Below are 16,051 nucleotides of genomic sequence, written 5' to 3' on the forward strand. Positions count from 1 at the left end.
CGCGTGGATTGGGAGTTCGAGGCCGAGGTGTTCCAATGGCGCGGCCCCGCACCGTATTTCTTCGTGGCCACACCCGAGGACATCGACGCCTTCCTGCACGACCATCTCGGTGAACTGACCTACGGCTGGGGCTGCATTCCGGCGCAGGTGCGCATCGGCGCCACCGAGATGCAGACGTCATTGATGCCGAAAGACGACGTATACCTGGTGCCACTGAAGGTGGCGTTGCGGCGGGCGGAGGGCATCGACGACGGCGACGTCGTGTCGCTGCGGCTTTCGGTGGCCTTCAATCCTGCGTAGCCGCAAGGAGCGCAAGCAGATTCATCAACCGCGTGATGGCACCGGTGACCGGTCGCGCGGGCAATGTCGGATCGACCGCACGTTGAATCCCGAGCCCGATGCCGGCGCTGAGAAAGAGGTTGCCGATGTCGTCGAAGCTGTCGATCACCCCGGCAGCCACCATCTGCTCTTCACCGAGCCCCAAATCGACTGCGAGCGAGCGCAATACATCGACCACCATCTGGGCTGCTTCGTTGCGTAGGTCCGTGACCATCTGACCCAGCTCGGGATCGTTGCGCGACAGCACCACGAATTCGAGTTCCAGCATCGTCCAGCCCACGTCGCCGGCGGTGCGCTCCAGCCACGCGTTGACCGCCTCGACACGGCTCGGGACGTCGGCGTCCGACATCGCCAGTTCGGACATCTCGGAGAACTTCTCGCGGTGGATGGCCTCCAGCACTTCCCGACACAAGACGGGCTTGCTGCCGAAGTTCGAATACACCGCGCCCTTGCTGTAGCCGGCGTCGTCAGCGATGTCCTCGAGGCTGGTCGATGCGTATCCGTGCTTGAGAAACCGGGCCTTGGCCGCGTCCAGTAGCTCAGCGCGCGTCTGTTCCTGACGCTGCACCCTGGTCAACCTCGGCATACATCGATGTTAGTCGTTTGCGATACCGCGAGTACTGGCTTTACCGGGAGGATTCGGATACCGTCAGTATGCGAATGCAGCCAAAGGGCTTCTACCAGCAGATTCGAGGCTATCGATGCAGCTAGTGCGACGATCAGTGCCGCTCGACGGCGCCACCGTCATCATCACGGGAGGCGCCAGGGGCATCGGCGCCAAGACCGCCGAACTCTTCTCACAACACGGTGCCAATGTCTGGATCGGCGACGTCGACGCCGATATCGCACAGCAGACGGCCACGAGAATCCCCCGCTGTCGCAGCGCGCGACTGGACGTCACCCGGCGTGACTCGTGGGACCAGTTCGTCGGGCAGGTGCTCAAGGAATCCGGCCGCATCGACGTCCTCATCAACAACGCCGGTGTGATGCCGCTGGGCGCCTTCGAGACCGAGGCCGAGGCCACGACCGACCTGATCCTCGACGTCAACGTCCGGGGCGTCCTGAACGGCATGCGAGCCGTGATCCCACTGATGATCACGCGCGGCAGCGGCCACGTCGTGAACGTGGCATCGATGGCCGGCATGATCCCCGTCCCGGGCATGGTCACCTACAACGCCAGCAAGTTCGCCGCCGTCGGCGCGTCACTGGCGGCGCGCACCGAATACGCCGGAACCGGCGTCACCGTATGTGCCGTACTGCCCTCGGCGGTACGCACCGAACTCGCATCCGGCGTCCAACTCGGCGGCGGCATGCCGACGGTCGACCCCGAAGATGTCGCGCAGGCCATCCTGAAGACATTGCGCACCAAGGCCGCCCGCACCTCGGTACCTGGGTGGGTGGCACCCGGCTGGGCCCTGATCGACGCACTGGTCCCCGAGTTCATCCAGCGCGCGGGCCGCTCGCTCATCGACGACCGCCGCGCCCTGACCGCCCTGGACCCGGTCGGCCGCTCGGCCTACTTGGACCGGATCGAACGGCAGTCGAAAGACCATGACGCCGAGTCGCACTCGGAAGCAGGACGATGAAGCGGGCACTGGTCATCGGTTGCGGTGGGACCATCGGCGGAGCGTGGATCGTGGCGGTGCTGCACGCACTGCAGGAGCAGACCGGTTGGGACCCGCGGGAAGCCTCTGTGCTGCAAGGCACCTCGGCCGGCGCCGAGATGGTCACCATGCTCGGGGGCGGTGCGTCCGTCGACGACCTGGTGGCCATGCACCGGGGCACCAGCACCGATGAACGCCTGATCCGGCATATCAACGCGACACCGCCGAGCCTGCCGCCGTTGCCGTCACCCCGGTTGCTGAACCCCGGGCTGCTGCGCAGCCAGAGCGGCCTGGCCGCCGTCACCGGCATCGCACCGACCGGCCGCGCCGACTCGGACTGGTTGGAGGAATTGGCTGCCGGGTTCGCCGACGCCTCCGGGTGGGTACCGCACCCGGGCGCGCGCATGGTGGCCTTCGACTACCAGCGCGGCGAGCGCGTGGCGTTCGGCGCGCCTGACGCTCCGAAAGCGACTGCAGGACAAGCACTCCGGGCCTCATGGGGCGTCCCCGGCTGGATGCCGCCGGTCAGCATCGGTGACCGCACGTTCGTCGACGGTGGCGCCGCGTCCACCGCGTCGGTCGACCTCATCTCCCCCGATGATGCCGACCTGATCTACGTCATCACCCCGATGGCATCCGAAAGCGGCGTTCGTGCACCGGGATTGGGTGGCATCATCGAAGATCGATTGCTCCGCCGCCCCATGTCCGCCGGGCTCGACGCCGAGGTTGCCACCGCACGCAGCCGCGGCATCGAGGTGGTCGTGATCCGCCCGGACGCTGCCGACCTGGCCGGCCTCGGCGCCAACTTCATGCTGCGCAGCCGCCGGCGCGCGGCCTTCGAATCCGCCATGACCACCGCACCGGCGACGGTGCGTCGAGCTTGGGAGTCCTGATGAGCAACCGTGATCCGCGCATCGTCATCATCGGCGCCGGTGTCGCCGGCATCGCCTCGGCGTACACCTTCCAGCAGGCCGGGTTCACCAACTTCACCATCCTGGAGAAGGGTTCGGACGTCGGCGGAGTCTGGCACTGGAACCGGTATCCCGGGCTGACGTGCGACGTGCCATCGCACATCTACCAGTTCGCCTTCGCCCCCAAGCCGGACTGGAGCCATGTCTGGGCGGGCGGCCAGGAGATTCAGGAATATCACCGTGCCGTCGTCGAGCGGTTCGGCCTCGACAACCACCTGCGACTGGGCACCGAAGTGACCGCGCTGCACTACGACCAGGACACGCACGCCTGGACGGTCACCACCGAGAACGACACGCTGACAGCCGATTTCGTCATCTGTGCCACCGGCGTGCTGCACCACCCCTTCACCCCGGACATCCCCGGCATGGACACGTTCAACGGGACCGTCGTGCATACCGCCCGGTGGGACCCCGAGCTGAAGACCGCGGGCAAGCGCATCGCCGTGATCGGCACCGGATCGACCGGGGTTCAGGTGGTTTCGGCGCTGCAGCCCGAGGCCGGAAAGGTGCTGCATTTCGCGCGGTCGCCGCAGTGGATGCTCTGGGCACCGATGAAGTTGCCACAACTGGGTGCGGTCACCGCGCTGCTGCGTGCCGTGCCGCACCTGCACCAGGCGATCGCCGAGCGCATACCGCTCTGGGGCTCGAGCGTTCTTGTCGACATCGTGACCAAGCCGACGTGGCGCCGGAAGCTGGTGCAGCAGTATGCGCGCCTCAGCCTGCGGGCCCAGATTCGCGACCCGCAGCTGCGTGCCGAGCTGACGCCCGACTACCAGCCGCTGTGCAAACGGCAGGTGCTGTCCGGCACGTACTACCAAGCGATCACGGCCCCCAACGCTGAGTTGGTCACCGACCGCATCGCCGAATTCACCCCGACCGGTATCCGCACCACCGATGGTGCGCATCACGAGATCGATATCGCCGTGCTGGCCACCGGTTTTCAGGCGCACAACTACATGCGCCCGATGCACGTGGTGGGCCGCGACGGCGTCACCCTCGACGACGCGTGGGTCAAGGGCCCGCGCGCCTACCGGATGACCGCGATCCCGGGCTTCCCGAATCTGTTCACCGTGCTCGGCCCGAACTCTCCGACGGGGTCCATCTCACTGCAGTACACCGCCGAACTGACGGCGCGGTACATCGTGAAGTGGCTCAAGCGGTTCGAGCGCGGCGAGATCAACGAGGTCGAGGTGACCGAGGAGGCCACCGACGAGTTCAACGCCGCGGCGGTCGAGGCCATGGAGCCGACGGTGTGGAACACGGGCTGCAATTCCTGGTACTTCAGCGAGGGCGGCAGCATCGACCTGTGGCCGTTCGACGTCGCCACGATCACCAGCATGCTGAGCGAGCCGGAGCCCGAGCACTACCGGGTGAGTTGATCGCAACGATCAGTACTTCCGGGCAGCGCGCAACCGGGTGACATATTCGATCTGGGGCCGTCAACTTTCCTTGGCGTCAAGGAAAGTTGACGGCTCTGGGCCGAACATGCCAAGGGAGACCGCCGGAACTACCCCACGCCCCGGTTCAGCCAGCTGACTTCGCCGACCTCGGCGCCGCCGCCGCGGTAGGGCTCAAGCGCTTCGTCCCAGGCGGTGCCGAGGACGGTGTCGAGTTCAGCGGCCAGCATGTCGGCGCCGCCCTCCATCAGCGTGCGCAGGCGCTGCTCGCCGACCATGGTGTCACCATTGGCGCTCATCGAGCCGCTCCACAGACCGAGGGTCGGGGTGTGGCACCAGCGGTGACCGTCGACGCCGGCGCTCGGGTCCTCGGTCACCTCGAAGCGCAGCACCGACCACGAGCGCAGAGCGCTGGCGAGCTGAGCTCCGGTGCCGACGGGCCCCATCCAGTTGGTGATGGCGCGCAGTTGACCGGGCATGGCGGGTTGGGGCGTCCACTTCAGGTTCGCCCGCGCCGACAGAGTCGACGACAGCGCCCACTCCACGTGCGGGCATACCGCCGCGGGAGAGGCATGGATGTACACCACGCCCGTCGTCGCGTCGGCGAGTTGGTTCGACGCACGCATCATCTGCTCCTTCAGCTCCACCAGGGACGTCTTCCCCAACGACCTTGTGTTGCCGAAATGTTGCAGTTGTTTAGTGCGTGTCTATTGTGCCGCGTGAGACCCCTGTTGCGCTAGTCTGTCGCGCAATCTCTCAGGACGGCCACATAAACCGACGGCCATTGCCGACGTGTGGTCGACGAATCGCCCAATTCTCGAACACGAGCCAACAGTCGCGCGGAGCACCAGCGCGCCATCTATCTTCTAACCCGTGACTGCCCTGGACCGGTTCTTCGAGATCTCCGCGCGCGGCTCTACCGTCGCCGCTGAACTGCGCGGTGGCGCGGTGACCTTCATCGCGATGGCGTACATCATCGTGCTGAACCCGATCATCCTGTCGAGCACGGCTGATATCGCCGGACACAAGCTCGCGTTCGGCCAGGTCTCGGCGGTGACGTCGCTGGCGGCCGGCGCCATGACCATCCTGTTCGGCGTGGTCGCGCGTCTCCCCTTCGCGTTCGCCGCCGGGCTGGGCATCAACTCGTTCCTGGCCAGCTCCGTCGTGGGCGTCCTGACCTGGCCAGAAGCCATGGGGCTGGTGGTGATCGAAGGCCTCATCATCGTCGCGATGGCGGTCACCGGTCTACGCCGCATGATCTTCGACGCGGTACCCATGCCGCTGAAGTTGGCCATCACGGCCGGCATCGGGTTGTTCATCATGTTCATCGGACTGGTCAACGCCGGCTTCGTCGCATCGACCGGACATCCGTCACCGCCGCTGGGTCTGGGCGCCGGCGGCACGGGCTCGGTCCGCGCGATTCCCACGCTGGTCTTCGTGTTCACCCTGCTGACCTCGGGCGTCCTGGTGGCCCGCAAGGTGCGCGGCGGCATCCTCATCGGTCTCATCTCGGGCACCGCGCTGGCGGCCATCATCGAGGCGATCTGGCACCTCGGCTCGGCAACGGAAAAGCCCGGCGGCTGGAGCCTGTCGGTGCCGACGCTGTCCGGTTCGCCGTTCGCGGTGCCCAACCTGTCGCTGATCGGTCACGTGGACTTCGGCAGCTTCGGCCGGATCGGTGCCATCGCCGCCCTCATGCTGGTGTTCACGCTGTTGTTCACCAATTTCTTCGACGCCATGGGCACCATGACGGGCCTGTCCCGGCAGGCCGGCCTGGCCGACGAACACGGCAACTTCCCGCGCCTGCAGTCGGCGCTGGTGATCGAGGGCACCGGCGCCGTGGTCGGTGGCGCGGTGTCGGCGTCGTCGAACACCGTGTTCGTCGAGTCCGGCACCGGCATCGGCGAGGGCGCCCGCACCGGCCTGGCCAGCCTGGTGACCGGCACCCTGTTCCTGGCCGCCATGTTCTTGACCCCGTTGACGGAGATCGTGCCCACCGAGGTCGCGGCGGCCGCGCTGGTCATCGTCGGCACGCTGATGGTCTCGGTGCTCCGCGAGATCGACTTCTCCGATTTCTCGGTGGCCCTGCCGGTGGTGCTGACGGTCGCCGTCATGCCGCTGTCCTACTCGATCGCCAACGGCATCGGCGTCGGCTTCATCGCCTGGGCCGTGCTGCGCGCGGCATCCGGCCGCATCAAGGAGATCAGCCCGCTGCTGTGGATCGTCGCCGCCGGGTTCCTGCTGTTCTTCGCGCGCGGCTGGATTGACCAGCTCATCGGAGTCAGCCGCTGAATTCGCGCAACACCGCCGCCGACACCTCGGGCCACACGGTATACGTCCAGTCCCCGAAATCCCGGTCGGTCAGCACGATCAGCGCCAGGTCCACATCTGGATCGACCCAGAGGAACGTCCCGGCCTGGCCGAAGTGGCCGAACGTCCGCGGCGAGTTGTCCGCGGCCGTCCAGTGCGGGTGCTTGCCGTCCCGGATTTCGAAACCCAGACCCCAGTCGTTGGGCCGCTGCGATCCGAAGCCCGGCAGTACCCCGGCCAGGCCCGGAAACTGCACCGAGATCGCGTCGGAGTGCATGGGTGCCGATACCAACTCCGGACGCAGTAGGTCACCGGCGAACGCCGCGAGATCGGTGACCGTCGACCAGGCGCCGTACCCCGCGGTCTCGGCCGCACCCGGCAGTTCGGAATCGCCCATGCCCAACGGCTCGAACACCGCTTCGCGCAGGTACTGCCCGAACTCGATGCCGGACTCGTGCTCCAGCACCTGGGCCAGTACCGCGAACCCGACGTTGGAGTAGATGCGGCGGGTACCGGGGGCCGCGAGGGCATCGGGGGTCTGCATCGCCAGGCCCGAGGTGTGCGCGAGCAGGTGCCGCACCGTCGATCCGGGTGGGCCGGCCGGGGTGTCCAGCTCGATGACGCCCTCTTCGATCGCAACCTGCGCGGCGCGCGCAGTCAGGGGTTTGGTCACCGACGCCAGCCGGAACGCCCGGTCGACGGGTCCGTGCGTGGCGATCACGCCCGACGGGGACACCACCGCGGCTGCGGCGTGCGGTACCGGCCAGGAATCAAGCAACTCGAGTGCGGTCACGGTCACGACCCTGTCATAGATCTGCCGCCAACAAACAGCGGCTTCCACCCGTTAACCAGACATTTGTATGGACACCATTCCAACTCTTGCGTGAGGCATTAGGTTGTAGCCATGAGTCAGACAGTGCGTGGCGTGATTTCCCGGGCCAAGAAGCAGCCCATCGAGCTGGTCGACATCGTCATCCCCGATCCCGGACCCGGCGAGGTCGTCGTGGACATCATCGCCTGCGGCGTGTGCCATACCGACCTGACCTACCGAGAGGGCGGCATCAACGACGAATACCCGTTCCTGCTCGGCCACGAGGCCGCCGGCACCGTCGAGTCGGTCGGCGAAGGTGTCACGCACGTCGAGCCCGGCGACTTCGTCATCCTCAACTGGCGGGCCGTCTGCGGCGAGTGCCGCGCCTGCAAGCGCGGCCGCCCGCACCTGTGCTTCAACACGTTCAACGCCACCCAGAAGATGACGCTGACCGACGGCACCGAACTCACTCCCGCACTGGGCATCGGCGCCTTCGCCGACAAGACCCTCGTGCACGAACGTCAGTGCACCAAGGTCGATTCCGAGGCCGACCCGGCCGTCGCCGGTCTGCTGGGCTGCGGCGTGATGGCCGGCATCGGCGCCGCCATCAACACCGGCGGCGTGACACGGGACGACACCGTCGCCGTCATCGGCTGCGGCGGCGTCGGTGACGCGGCCATCGCCGGTGCGGCACTCGTCGGCGCCAAGCGCATCATCGCCGTCGACACCGACAACAAGAAGCTGCACTGGGCCCGCGAATTCGGCGCCACCCACACCATCAACGCCCGCGACCTCGACCCGGTCGAGACCATTCAGGACCTGACCGACGGCAACGGCGCCGATGTCGTGATCGACGCCGTCGGCCGGCCCGAGACCTGGAAGCAGGCGTTCTACGCTCGCGATCTCGCGGGAACCGTTGTCCTTGTTGGTGTTCCGACGCCCGACATGACGCTCGAGATGCCGCTGATCGACTTCTTCTCCCACGGCGGCTCGCTGAAGTCGTCGTGGTACGGCGACTGCCTGCCCGAACGCGACTTCCCCACCCTCATCAGCCTGTACCTGCAGGGCCGGCTGCCGCTGGAGAAGTTCGTCTCCGAGCGCATCGGGCTGGACCAGATTGAAGACGCCTTCCACAAGATGCACAGCGGTGAGGTGCTGCGGTCGGTGGTGGTCCTGAAGTGAGTGCCATCCAGCGCGTTGTCACCAGCGGCACCTTCAGCCTGGACGGCGGCACCTGGGACGTCGACAACAACATCTGGCTCGTCGGCGACGACAAGGACGTCGTCGTGTTCGACGCCGCCCATACCGCGGCACCCATCATCGACGCCGTGAACGGCCGCAACGTCGTCGCCGTGATCTGCACCCACGGGCACAACGACCACATCACCGTCGCGCCGGAGCTCTCGGCCGCGCTCGACGCGCCGGTGTTGCTGCATCCGGCCGACGAGATGTTGTGGCGGGTTATCCACCCGGACAACCCTTTTCACACCGTGGACGACGACCAGGTGCTCACCGTGGGTGGTCTGGAGATCAAGGCCATCCACACGCCGGGGCACTCCCCCGGCTCGGTGTGCTGGCACATCCCGGACCTCAATGCGGTGATCTCCGGCGACACCCTGTTCCACGGCGGCCCGGGCGCGACCGGCCGCTCGTACTCGGACTTCCCGACCATCCTGGCTTCGATCTCCGACAAGCTCGGCAAGCTGCCCTCCGACACCGTCGTCTACACCGGGCACGGCGACACCACCACCATCGGCGGCGAGCTGGTGCACTACGACGAATGGGTGGCGCGCGGCCATTAGAGGTCTATGACGTAGCCGCTGCGCTGTACCGGGCGGCGGGTCCGCGACGCCCACACCCGGGCGAGTACCAGCGCGACGGTCGCCACACCGAAGGTCACCGCGAACACCAGCGGCAAGTACCCGTAGCGGGTGTCATGTCCGAACGCGAGGGTCGGGTTGACGTAGGCGCTCACGTTGCCCTCGGTCGTGATGGCGTAGTCACCCTCGACGACGATCTGCGCAAACCAGACCCGGACGTGCGCGTCGTTGTTGATGGTCGTGCTGCCGCTGATGTCCTCGGTCAGCACCGGGTCGGGCGCACCGGTCGGCGGCACGATGCCGATGGACATCTTCGGGACGGGCAGTCCGCCGCCGCGGCCGATCACCATCGTGTGCAGGCTGATGGTCGCCGTGCCCGCCGGCAGGTGCACAGTCCCCGAGCCGGGGATTTCGACCTCGCCGTAGGCGTCGAAATCGTCGAAGACGAACGCATTGAGGACCAGTGCGGCGATGAATCCGACCGCCGCCATGACCATCGTCGACACGGCGGCCACAGTGAGCGCCCTCGGCGCAGTCCAGCGACTCATGGCCCGCAGTCTGACACGACCCAGTTTTGGGGACTACCGTTTCACCATGCCCGAGTCCAGTGTGGTGGTGCAGCCCGATCCGCTCGGGAGTTCGCGCCTGGAGACCGTCGGACTCCGCACGGCCACAAAGCTTTTCGAACAGGCCGCCGCCGAGGTTCCGCTGCCTCCCGCACCGCACCCGGTGGCCATCGCCGAGTACGGCTGCGGCAACGCCCATAACGGCCTGCTCCCCATCGGCGCCGGTATCGCCGCACTGCGCAAACGCATCCGGCCCGAGCACCCCGTCGTGGTGACGCACACCGACATCCCCGACAACGATTTCAGTGCCCTGTTCCGGACGCTGCGCGACGACCCGTTCAGCTACCTGCGCAGCGACCGGGCCACGTTCGCGTCGGCGGTGGGCCGGTCGTATCTCAGCCAGATTCTGCCGTCGGAAGGTGTGCACCTGGGCTGGTCCGCGTGGGCCATCCACTGGCTCAGCCGCATGCCGTCCGACATCCCCGATCACGTCCAGGCGTCCTACAGCGCCGACGCTCAGGTGCGCGCCGCGTGCGCGCGGCAGGCGGCACATGACTGGCACGAGTTCATCGCGTTCCGCGGCCGTGAGTTGAGTCCGGGCGGCCGCCTGGTGGTCATGACCATGGGGCAGCACGACGACGGACGGCTCGGCCTGGAGCCACTTTTCGACGCGCTCATGCAGGCGCTGTCCGAGCTGCAGTCGCAGCGCCTCATCACCGCCGACGAGTTCCGGCGCATGCACCTGCCGATCGTGGGCCGCAGTGAGGCCGACTTCCGGTCACCGTTCGCGCCGTCAGGGCGCTTCGAACGGCTGCAGATCACCCACCTGATGGTGGCCGACGAGCCGGACCGCTTCTGGCAGCGGTACCAAACCGACCACGACGCAACGGCTTTCGCGAAGAGCTGGGTCGGCTTCACCCGAGCGGCGGTGTTCGACTCCCTGCTCGCAGCGGTGGACCCGGCCGATCCGTCGCGCCGATGTCAGCTCGCCGACACCGTGGCGGCCGCGTTGATCGACCTCCTGTCCGCCAAGCCGGAGCCCATGCCGATTCCGGTGGCGCACATCGTCGTTCAGAAACAGGCGCGCTAGATGAAGACGTCCAGGACCAGGACCATGGCCAGACCGGACACCGAGAGCACGGTCTCCATGATGGACCAGGTCTTGATCGTCTGACCGACGCTCAGCGTGAAGTACTCCTTGACCAACCAGAAGCCTGCGTCGTTCACGTGCGAGAAGAACAGCGAGCCCGCGCCGACGGCCAGCACCACCAAAGACAGCTCGCCCGAACCCATCCCGTCGACCAGACCCAGGATCAGCGACGACGCCGTGATGGTGGCGACCGTGGCGGACCCGGTGGCCAGGCGGATCAGCACCGCGAGCAACCACGCCAGAACGAGCACCGAGATGTGCACGCCTTCGGCCCACCGCGCCAGCATGGTGCCGATGCCGGTGTCCACCAGCACCTGCTTGAATCCGCCGCCGGCGGCGACGATCAGGAAGATCCCCGCGACCGGGGGCAGGCTCGACTCGATGCACTTGGTGATCGCGGGGCGATCCATCCCCGCGCCCCGGCCGAGGGTGACGGTGCCGACCACGACGGCGATCAGCAGCGCGACCAACGGGGTGCCGACGGCGTCGAAGATCCGGCGGAACCACTGCACCTTGTCGTCGATGAAGATGTCGACCAGGGCCTTGCCCAGCATCAGCGCGACCGGCAGCAGCACCGAGAACAACGTGACGCTGAAGCGGGGCCGCTTGCCGTGCGCCCGAAGGGCTTCCGGATCGGTGGTGAACGTGTCCGGCGCCGCGACGACGACCCACTTGCCGGCCAGCCGGCCGAACAACGGCCCCGCGACGACGATGGTCGGCACCGCGACCAGCACGCCCAGCCCGAGCGTGACGCCGAGGTCGGCGCCCAGCAGCCCGACCGCGGTCAGCGGCCCGGGGTGCGGCGGCACGAAACCGTGCATGGCCGACAGGCCCGCCAGTGCCGGGATGCCGATGGTGATCAGCGACTGCTGCGAGCGCCGGGCCACCAGATAGATGACGGGCATCAGCAGCACCAGACCGATCTCGAAGAACATCGGCAGCCCGATGATCGCGCCGACCAGCGCCATCGCCCAAGGCAGGGCGCGGGGTGAGGCGGCACCGACGATGGTGTCGACGATCTCGTCGGCGCCACCGGAGTCGGCGAGCAGTTTGGCGAACATCGCGCCGAGGGCGATCAGGATGCCGACGCCGGCCGCCGTGGCGCCGAATCCGTCGGAGAACGACTTGAGGACGGCGGTGAGGTTCTCGCCCGCGGCCAGTCCCACCGTCAGTCCGCCGAAGATCAGAGCCAGGAACGGGTGCAGTTTGACCAGCGTGATGAGGACGACGATGACGCTGATGCCGAGCACGAACGACAGGATCAGCTGCGTGGCCGAGGAAACCGGCTCGATCAGTTTGGGTGCGTCGGCCAGGAAGGTGACGGCGGTGGTCATGAACGGTCGCCTCCAGTGCGTGAAATGTATTCGTCGACAATCGAATCGATGCTCTGCCCGACGTCGATGACGACGCCGGCCTCATCGGCTCGCAGCGGTTCGAGGGTTTCGAACTGTGAGGCCAGCAGCGACGCCGGCATGAAGTGTCCGGGCCGGCTGGCCTGCCGGGCGCCGATGACCTCGGGGGTGCCGAACAGGTGCAGGAACCGGGTGCCCGGGCAGTGGCTGCGCAGTTGGACGCGGTACTCGTATTTCAGCGCCGAGCAGCTCATCACGCCGCCGTCGCCGCAGTGCTCCCCCAGCCACAGCCCGATAGTCTCCAGCCAGGGCCGGCGGTCGTCGTCGTTCAGCGGGTGACCGGCCGCCATCTTCGCGATGTTGGCGGCGGGGTGGAAGTCGTCCGCGTCGGCGAACGGCACGCGGAGCCGCTGCGCGAGCGCCGCGCCCACCGTGGACTTGCCGGATCCTGAAACGCCCATGACGACGATCGGTGATGGCATCGACTACACCCGCCCTTGCTGTGGTTTGACTCACACAGCGTGGCATAAAAGTCTGACTATTGCAATAGTATGACGAAAATCATCAGTTTTAAGCCAGGCGATCCGGCTTATGACACGATGTTATGCGTGGTTACCCCCTCAAACGTCAGCGCACTGCACGACAACGTCCTGAGCGCGCTGGGGACCGCGGTGGTGTCCGGGACGTACGCCCCCGGCGAGGTGATCACCCTCGAAGCGGTCAGTGCCGAACACGGGGTCTCCCGCAGCGTCGCGCGGGAAGCCATCCGCGTTCTCGAATCGATGGGCATGGTCGCCTCGCGCCGCCGGGTGGGCATCACGATTCAGCCCTCGGCCAATTGGAATGTCTTCGACCCCAGGCTGATTCGCTGGCGCCTCGATTCCAGCGACCGGGCCGCCCAGCTGATGTCGTTGTCGGAGTTGCGCCGCGGATTCGAACCGGCGGCGGCCGCCCTGGCCGCCGAGCGGGCCAACCCCCACCAGTGCCGCATCATGGCCGCCGCCGCGTCGGACATGGCGGTACATGGCCGCGATGGCGACCTCGCCGCATATCTACAAGCGGACAAGGTTTTTCACCAAACCCTGTTGGAGGCCAGCGGCAACGAGATGTTCCGCGCGCTGAACTCGGTGGTATCCGAGGTCCTCGCCGGACGCACGCACCACGGCATGATGCCGGACTCACCCAATCCGGCGGCCATCGCGCTGCACGACGAGGTCGCCCGCGCCGTGCGCATGCGCGATCAGGCCGGTGCCGAACGCGCGATGCGCGCCATCATCGATGAGTCCGCCGCCGCGGTCGCCGCGGACTCCGATTCGGACTGACCTAGCGGCAGCGCTTCAGGCCGTCGTTGGGGTCACAGAACAGCGGGTATTGCTGCACCGGAATAGGCAGCGGCTTCTGGAACTCCAGCCGGAACGACTTCTTCGTCATCGACGCCGGTACACCACACTGCTCGTTGTTGGTGGTGGTCCGGGTGCCGGTCCAGTTGGTGTCCTCGAACTCGTAGGTCTCGACGAGCTTCGACTTGGATCCGTCCGGGCACGTGAAGCCCTGGAGGTCGGTCTGGGTGAACATCCAGTGGCCCTCGCCGCCGGTCTGCCGGGCGTCGCCGCCGTACGTTCCCCCGTACTGGTCGGCCCCGACGTGGACGAGGCAGGCCACCGGGAGTTCCAGGTTGTTGCGCAGATCGCCAACGGTCGGGGTGCAGACGGGCCAGATGGTCCACACGCCGATCGGCGTGCCCTCCTGGATGAAGGTGTAGATGCCTTGAGGCAGCCGGATGTCGGCCTGCGCCGGCGCCGCCGCCCCGAAGAGTGCGCCCGCTGCGGCGAAGCCAAAACTCGAAACCATAGCGAGAACACGTTTCATTTTCACCGCCCGAGTATCGCAAACGACCTGCCCGCGGCGTGAGAAAGTCACCGTATGAGTTCACTCAGCGGGAAAGTTGCGTTGATCACCGGAGCTTCGGCCGGTCTGGGCGCGGCCACGGTCAAGGTTTTCGCCGAACGCGGCGCATCGGTCTTCGGCATCGCGCGCGACGCCGAGCGGATGGCGACGGTGTTCGCCGACGCGTACGGCGATCAGCCGGGCGGCGCGTTCTCCGCGGTGGACATCAGCACGGCCGACGCCTGCCGGCAGGCGGTCGAGGACTGCATCGCGAAGTTCGGCCGGCTGGACGTGCTGGTGAACGTCGCGGGTTTCCACGTCATGCGGCACACCCTGTCGATGACCGACGACGACTGGGACCGCGACCTCGCGGTGAATTTGAACGGCCCGTTCTACCTGACCCGGGCAGCGCTGCCGCAGCTGCTGGAAAACGGTGGCAATATCGTCAACGTCTCGTCGATCGCCGGCGTCGAGGGCGAGATCTACTCGGCCGGCTACTGCGCCGCCAAGCACGGGCTGATCGGGCTGACGCGTGCGCTGGCCGTCGAGTACACCAAGGAAAAGCTGCGGGTCAATGCGGTGTGCCCGGGTGGGATGCTGACGGCGCAGGTCACCGAGTTCGCGGCGCCCGAGAACGCCGACTGGGACCTGATCATGCGCATCGCCGCCCCGCGTGGGTTCATGGAGCCGCGCGACGTGGCGAACGTCATCGCGTTCCTCGCCAGTGATGATGCGGCCGCCATTCACGGTTCGGTGTACCGCGTCGACAACGGCAAGGGCCCGGCCTGATCCAGGCCGGGCCGGCCTGACGGCTAGTGCGCCAGCGCGACCAGCAGGTCGTGCTTCTCTGGGCAGTAGGTGTCGAAAGCGGCGTTGAGGAACTGGTACACCTGCTGCTCCGAGCTGCTGTTGCGCGGCAGGTTCTTCTTCAGGAACGCCGCCGAGTCGGTGGCGCTGTGGTCGACGTTGTTGTCGAGCCGCTGGCAGGTGATCTTGCCGATCCAGGCGTTGTAGTCCTTGGGGCCGTAGATTCCATAGGTGTGCAGCTGGTTGGCGAAATCGGTGTCGGGGTCGGCCTGCGCGGGAACCGCCATGGTGACGGCAGCCGCCACGGCACCCGCAACTGCGACCAGAGTGCGTGCCTTCATGTGACGGAGTCTATTCGTGCTGGTTGCCATGTGCCCCTGCTCCCTGAACAGTCGTCGCCGCCTGTTCAATCCCATTGAACTGCTGCGTATTTGGTTCGATCTGCTGCGCGCTACCCGCTACGGTGATACGAGCTACCCACAGCGAAGGTTTCCCATGATTAACTTAACTGGTCTAATCTAACACTTAAATGACCTAATCTGTCGCGGTCAGGGTACGGGAAGCGGGGAGCAGCAAGTGCAGTCGACCATGGTGTCCGCAGCGTGATCGGCAATGCGCTCAAGAAGGCGTGGATCCCGTTGCTCATCCTCGCCGTGGCCCTCGTCGCCGGCTTCACCGTGCAGCGCGTGCGCACCTACTTCGGCCAGAACCCCGTCATCGTCACCCCGCGCAACTTCGCCGACGACGCCAAACCGTTCAAGCCCAAGGTCGTCACCTACGAGATCACCGGCGAACCCGGCGCCTACGCCGACATCAACTACCTCGACCTGGACGCCAAACCGCAGCGCGTCGATCACGCGATGCTGCCCTGGAAGCTCGTCCTGTCCACCACCGCACCGGCAGCCTCGCCCAACATCGTCGCCCAGGGCGACGGTGACTCCATCACCTGCACCGTCCACGTCGACGACGAACTCAAAGACACCCGAACCTCCACGGGCGTGCACGCCCAGACCTTCTGCCTGGTGAAATCTGCATGA

19 protein-coding genes are annotated in these 16,051 nt (G+C 66.8%); 11 read left to right on the plus strand and 8 right to left on the minus strand.

All coding sequences use genetic code 11. The features are described 5' to 3' along the window. Window positions 1-3: 3 nt before the first annotated feature. The gene (locus tag EB75_RS14695; RefSeq protein WP_073696113.1) at window positions 4-300 is read left to right on the plus strand and encodes a DUF1905 domain-containing protein; all 297 of its coding nucleotides are present in this window, start codon (window positions 4-6) and stop codon (window positions 298-300) included. Here the strand turns inward: EB75_RS14695 and EB75_RS14700 are convergent. Then, window positions 287-925 carry a TetR/AcrR family transcriptional regulator gene (locus EB75_RS14700; RefSeq protein WP_073696114.1) on the minus strand — a complete coding sequence of 213 codons (639 nt, stop codon included), beginning with the start codon at window positions 923-925 and terminating at the stop codon, window positions 287-289. The genes EB75_RS14695 and EB75_RS14700 overlap by 14 nt on opposite strands. Window positions 926-1,040: 115 nt before the next feature. Between EB75_RS14700 and EB75_RS14705 the strand changes: the two genes are divergently transcribed. From EB75_RS14705 to EB75_RS14715, 3 genes are read left to right on the plus strand one after another with little or no spacing between them, the layout of a single operon-like run. Further along, entirely contained in the window at window positions 1,041-1,925 is an 885-nt protein-coding gene (locus EB75_RS14705; protein ID WP_073696115.1) for an SDR family oxidoreductase, read from the plus strand. Continuing rightward, entirely contained in the window at window positions 1,922-2,836 is a 915-nt protein-coding gene (locus EB75_RS14710) for a patatin-like phospholipase family protein (RefSeq protein WP_073696116.1), read from the plus strand. Before EB75_RS14705 ends, EB75_RS14710 begins: the two co-directional genes overlap by 4 nt. Continuing rightward, window positions 2,836-4,293 carry a flavin-containing monooxygenase gene (locus EB75_RS14715; protein WP_073696117.1) on the plus strand — a complete coding sequence of 486 codons (1,458 nt, stop codon included), beginning with the start codon at window positions 2,836-2,838 and terminating at the stop codon, window positions 4,291-4,293. The genes EB75_RS14710 and EB75_RS14715 overlap by 1 nt, the downstream gene beginning before the upstream one ends. A 128-nt stretch (window positions 4,294-4,421) precedes the next feature. Here the strand turns inward: EB75_RS14715 and EB75_RS14720 are convergent, their stop codons facing one another. After that, window positions 4,422-4,937: a DUF3145 domain-containing protein gene (locus EB75_RS14720; RefSeq protein ID WP_061006284.1), complete on the minus strand. Its 516-nt coding sequence runs from the start codon at window positions 4,935-4,937 to the stop codon at window positions 4,422-4,424. 247 nt (window positions 4,938-5,184) lie between these two features. Here EB75_RS14720 and EB75_RS14725 point away from each other — a divergent pair, with 247 nt between their 5' ends. After that, the gene (locus EB75_RS14725; protein WP_073696118.1) at window positions 5,185-6,603 is read left to right on the plus strand and encodes an NCS2 family permease; all 1,419 of its coding nucleotides are present in this window, start codon (window positions 5,185-5,187) and stop codon (window positions 6,601-6,603) included. On the opposite strand, the gene EB75_RS14730 is transcribed toward EB75_RS14725, so the two are convergent. Next, the gene (locus EB75_RS14730) at window positions 6,593-7,414 is read right to left on the minus strand and encodes a serine hydrolase domain-containing protein (RefSeq protein WP_073696130.1); all 822 of its coding nucleotides are present in this window, start codon (window positions 7,412-7,414) and stop codon (window positions 6,593-6,595) included. The genes EB75_RS14725 and EB75_RS14730 overlap by 11 nt on opposite strands. A 111-nt stretch (window positions 7,415-7,525) precedes the next feature. On the opposite strand from EB75_RS14730, the gene EB75_RS14735 reads away from it, so the two are divergent. Together EB75_RS14735 and EB75_RS14740 are read left to right on the plus strand one after the other, a co-directional pair. Next, a complete protein-coding gene (locus tag EB75_RS14735) occupies window positions 7,526-8,614 on the plus strand; it encodes an S-(hydroxymethyl)mycothiol dehydrogenase (protein WP_073696119.1) in 1,089 nt (362 codons plus the stop codon). Continuing rightward, the gene (locus EB75_RS14740) at window positions 8,611-9,234 is read left to right on the plus strand and encodes an MBL fold metallo-hydrolase (RefSeq protein WP_073696120.1); all 624 of its coding nucleotides are present in this window, start codon (window positions 8,611-8,613) and stop codon (window positions 9,232-9,234) included. Before EB75_RS14735 ends, EB75_RS14740 begins: the two co-directional genes overlap by 4 nt. On the opposite strand, the gene EB75_RS14745 is transcribed toward EB75_RS14740, so the two are convergent. Continuing rightward, a complete protein-coding gene (locus EB75_RS14745; protein WP_142239605.1) occupies window positions 9,231-9,800 on the minus strand; it encodes an SHOCT domain-containing protein in 570 nt (189 codons plus the stop codon). The genes EB75_RS14740 and EB75_RS14745 overlap by 4 nt on opposite strands. Window positions 9,801-9,846: 46 nt before the next feature. Here EB75_RS14745 and EB75_RS14750 point away from each other — a divergent pair, with 46 nt between their 5' ends. Next, window positions 9,847-10,908: a class I SAM-dependent methyltransferase gene (locus EB75_RS14750; protein ID WP_073696131.1), complete on the plus strand. Its 1,062-nt coding sequence runs from the start codon at window positions 9,847-9,849 to the stop codon at window positions 10,906-10,908. Here EB75_RS14750 and EB75_RS14755 read toward each other — a convergent pair. Together EB75_RS14755 and EB75_RS14760 are read right to left on the minus strand one after the other, a co-directional pair. Continuing rightward, on the minus strand, window positions 10,905-12,302 hold the full coding sequence (locus EB75_RS14755) for a GntP family permease (RefSeq protein WP_073696122.1): 1,398 nt from the start codon (window positions 12,300-12,302) through the stop codon (window positions 10,905-10,907). The two genes, EB75_RS14750 and EB75_RS14755, sit on opposite strands and share 4 nt — an antisense overlap. After that, window positions 12,299-12,802, minus strand: coding sequence for a gluconokinase (locus EB75_RS14760; protein ID WP_073696123.1), 504 nt, complete (start codon window positions 12,800-12,802; stop codon window positions 12,299-12,301). The genes EB75_RS14755 and EB75_RS14760 overlap by 4 nt, the downstream gene beginning before the upstream one ends. Before the next feature lie 126 nt (window positions 12,803-12,928). Here EB75_RS14760 and EB75_RS14765 point away from each other — a divergent pair, with 126 nt between their 5' ends. After that, window positions 12,929-13,642 carry a FadR/GntR family transcriptional regulator gene (locus tag EB75_RS14765; protein WP_286150200.1) on the plus strand — a complete coding sequence of 238 codons (714 nt, stop codon included), beginning with the start codon at window positions 12,929-12,931 and terminating at the stop codon, window positions 13,640-13,642. Between the two features lies 1 nt (window position 13,643). Here the strand turns inward: EB75_RS14765 and EB75_RS14770 are convergent, their stop codons facing one another. Then, complete coding sequence (locus EB75_RS14770) at window positions 13,644-14,171, minus strand: hypothetical protein (protein WP_142239606.1); 528 nt, start codon at window positions 14,169-14,171, stop codon at window positions 13,644-13,646. Window positions 14,172-14,243: 72 nt separating this feature from the next. Here EB75_RS14770 and EB75_RS14775 point away from each other — a divergent pair, with 72 nt between their 5' ends. Further along, window positions 14,244-14,996, plus strand: coding sequence for an SDR family NAD(P)-dependent oxidoreductase (locus EB75_RS14775; protein WP_073696126.1), 753 nt, complete (start codon window positions 14,244-14,246; stop codon window positions 14,994-14,996). Between the two features lie 23 nt (window positions 14,997-15,019). On the opposite strand, the gene EB75_RS14780 is transcribed toward EB75_RS14775, so the two are convergent. Next, window positions 15,020-15,355, minus strand: coding sequence for a DUF732 domain-containing protein (locus EB75_RS14780; RefSeq protein ID WP_061002723.1), 336 nt, complete (start codon window positions 15,353-15,355; stop codon window positions 15,020-15,022). 261 nt (window positions 15,356-15,616) lie between these two features. Between EB75_RS14780 and EB75_RS14785 the strand changes: the two genes are divergently transcribed. Then, window positions 15,617-16,051, plus strand: coding sequence for an MmpS family transport accessory protein (locus tag EB75_RS14785; RefSeq protein ID WP_064860213.1), 435 nt, complete (start codon window positions 15,617-15,619; stop codon window positions 16,049-16,051).

The sequence above is a fragment of the Mycobacterium sp. ST-F2 genome, from assembly GCF_001905655.1.
Classification (GTDB): Bacteria; Actinomycetota; Actinomycetes; order Mycobacteriales; family Mycobacteriaceae; genus Mycobacterium.

Excerpts from the sequence above, each read along its gene's own strand:
- EB75_RS14700 (WP_073696114.1), bottom strand. The coding sequence starts at position 925 with ATGCCGAGGTTGACCAGGGTGCAGCGTCAGGAACAGACGCGCGCTGAG.
- EB75_RS14705 (WP_073696115.1), top strand. The coding sequence starts at position 1,041 with ATGCAGCTAGTGCGACGATCAGTGCCGCTCGACGGCGCCACCGTCATC.
- EB75_RS14710 (WP_073696116.1), top strand. The coding sequence starts at position 1,922 with ATGAAGCGGGCACTGGTCATCGGTTGCGGTGGGACCATCGGCGGAGCG.
- EB75_RS14715 (WP_073696117.1), top strand. The coding sequence starts at position 2,836 with ATGAGCAACCGTGATCCGCGCATCGTCATCATCGGCGCCGGTGTCGCC.
- EB75_RS14720 (WP_061006284.1), bottom strand. The coding sequence starts at position 4,937 with ATGCGTGCGTCGAACCAACTCGCCGACGCGACGACGGGCGTGGTGTAC.
- EB75_RS14735 (WP_073696119.1), top strand. The coding sequence starts at position 7,526 with ATGAGTCAGACAGTGCGTGGCGTGATTTCCCGGGCCAAGAAGCAGCCC.
- EB75_RS14745 (WP_142239605.1), bottom strand. The coding sequence starts at position 9,800 with ATGAGTCGCTGGACTGCGCCGAGGGCGCTCACTGTGGCCGCCGTGTCG.
- EB75_RS14750 (WP_073696131.1), top strand. The coding sequence starts at position 9,847 with ATGCCCGAGTCCAGTGTGGTGGTGCAGCCCGATCCGCTCGGGAGTTCG.
- EB75_RS14755 (WP_073696122.1), bottom strand. The coding sequence starts at position 12,302 with ATGACCACCGCCGTCACCTTCCTGGCCGACGCACCCAAACTGATCGAG.
- EB75_RS14760 (WP_073696123.1), bottom strand. The coding sequence starts at position 12,802 with ATGCCATCACCGATCGTCGTCATGGGCGTTTCAGGATCCGGCAAGTCC.
- EB75_RS14770 (WP_142239606.1), bottom strand. The coding sequence starts at position 14,171 with ATGGTTTCGAGTTTTGGCTTCGCCGCAGCGGGCGCACTCTTCGGGGCG.
- EB75_RS14775 (WP_073696126.1), top strand. The coding sequence starts at position 14,244 with ATGAGTTCACTCAGCGGGAAAGTTGCGTTGATCACCGGAGCTTCGGCC.
- EB75_RS14780 (WP_061002723.1), bottom strand. The coding sequence starts at position 15,355 with ATGAAGGCACGCACTCTGGTCGCAGTTGCGGGTGCCGTGGCGGCTGCC.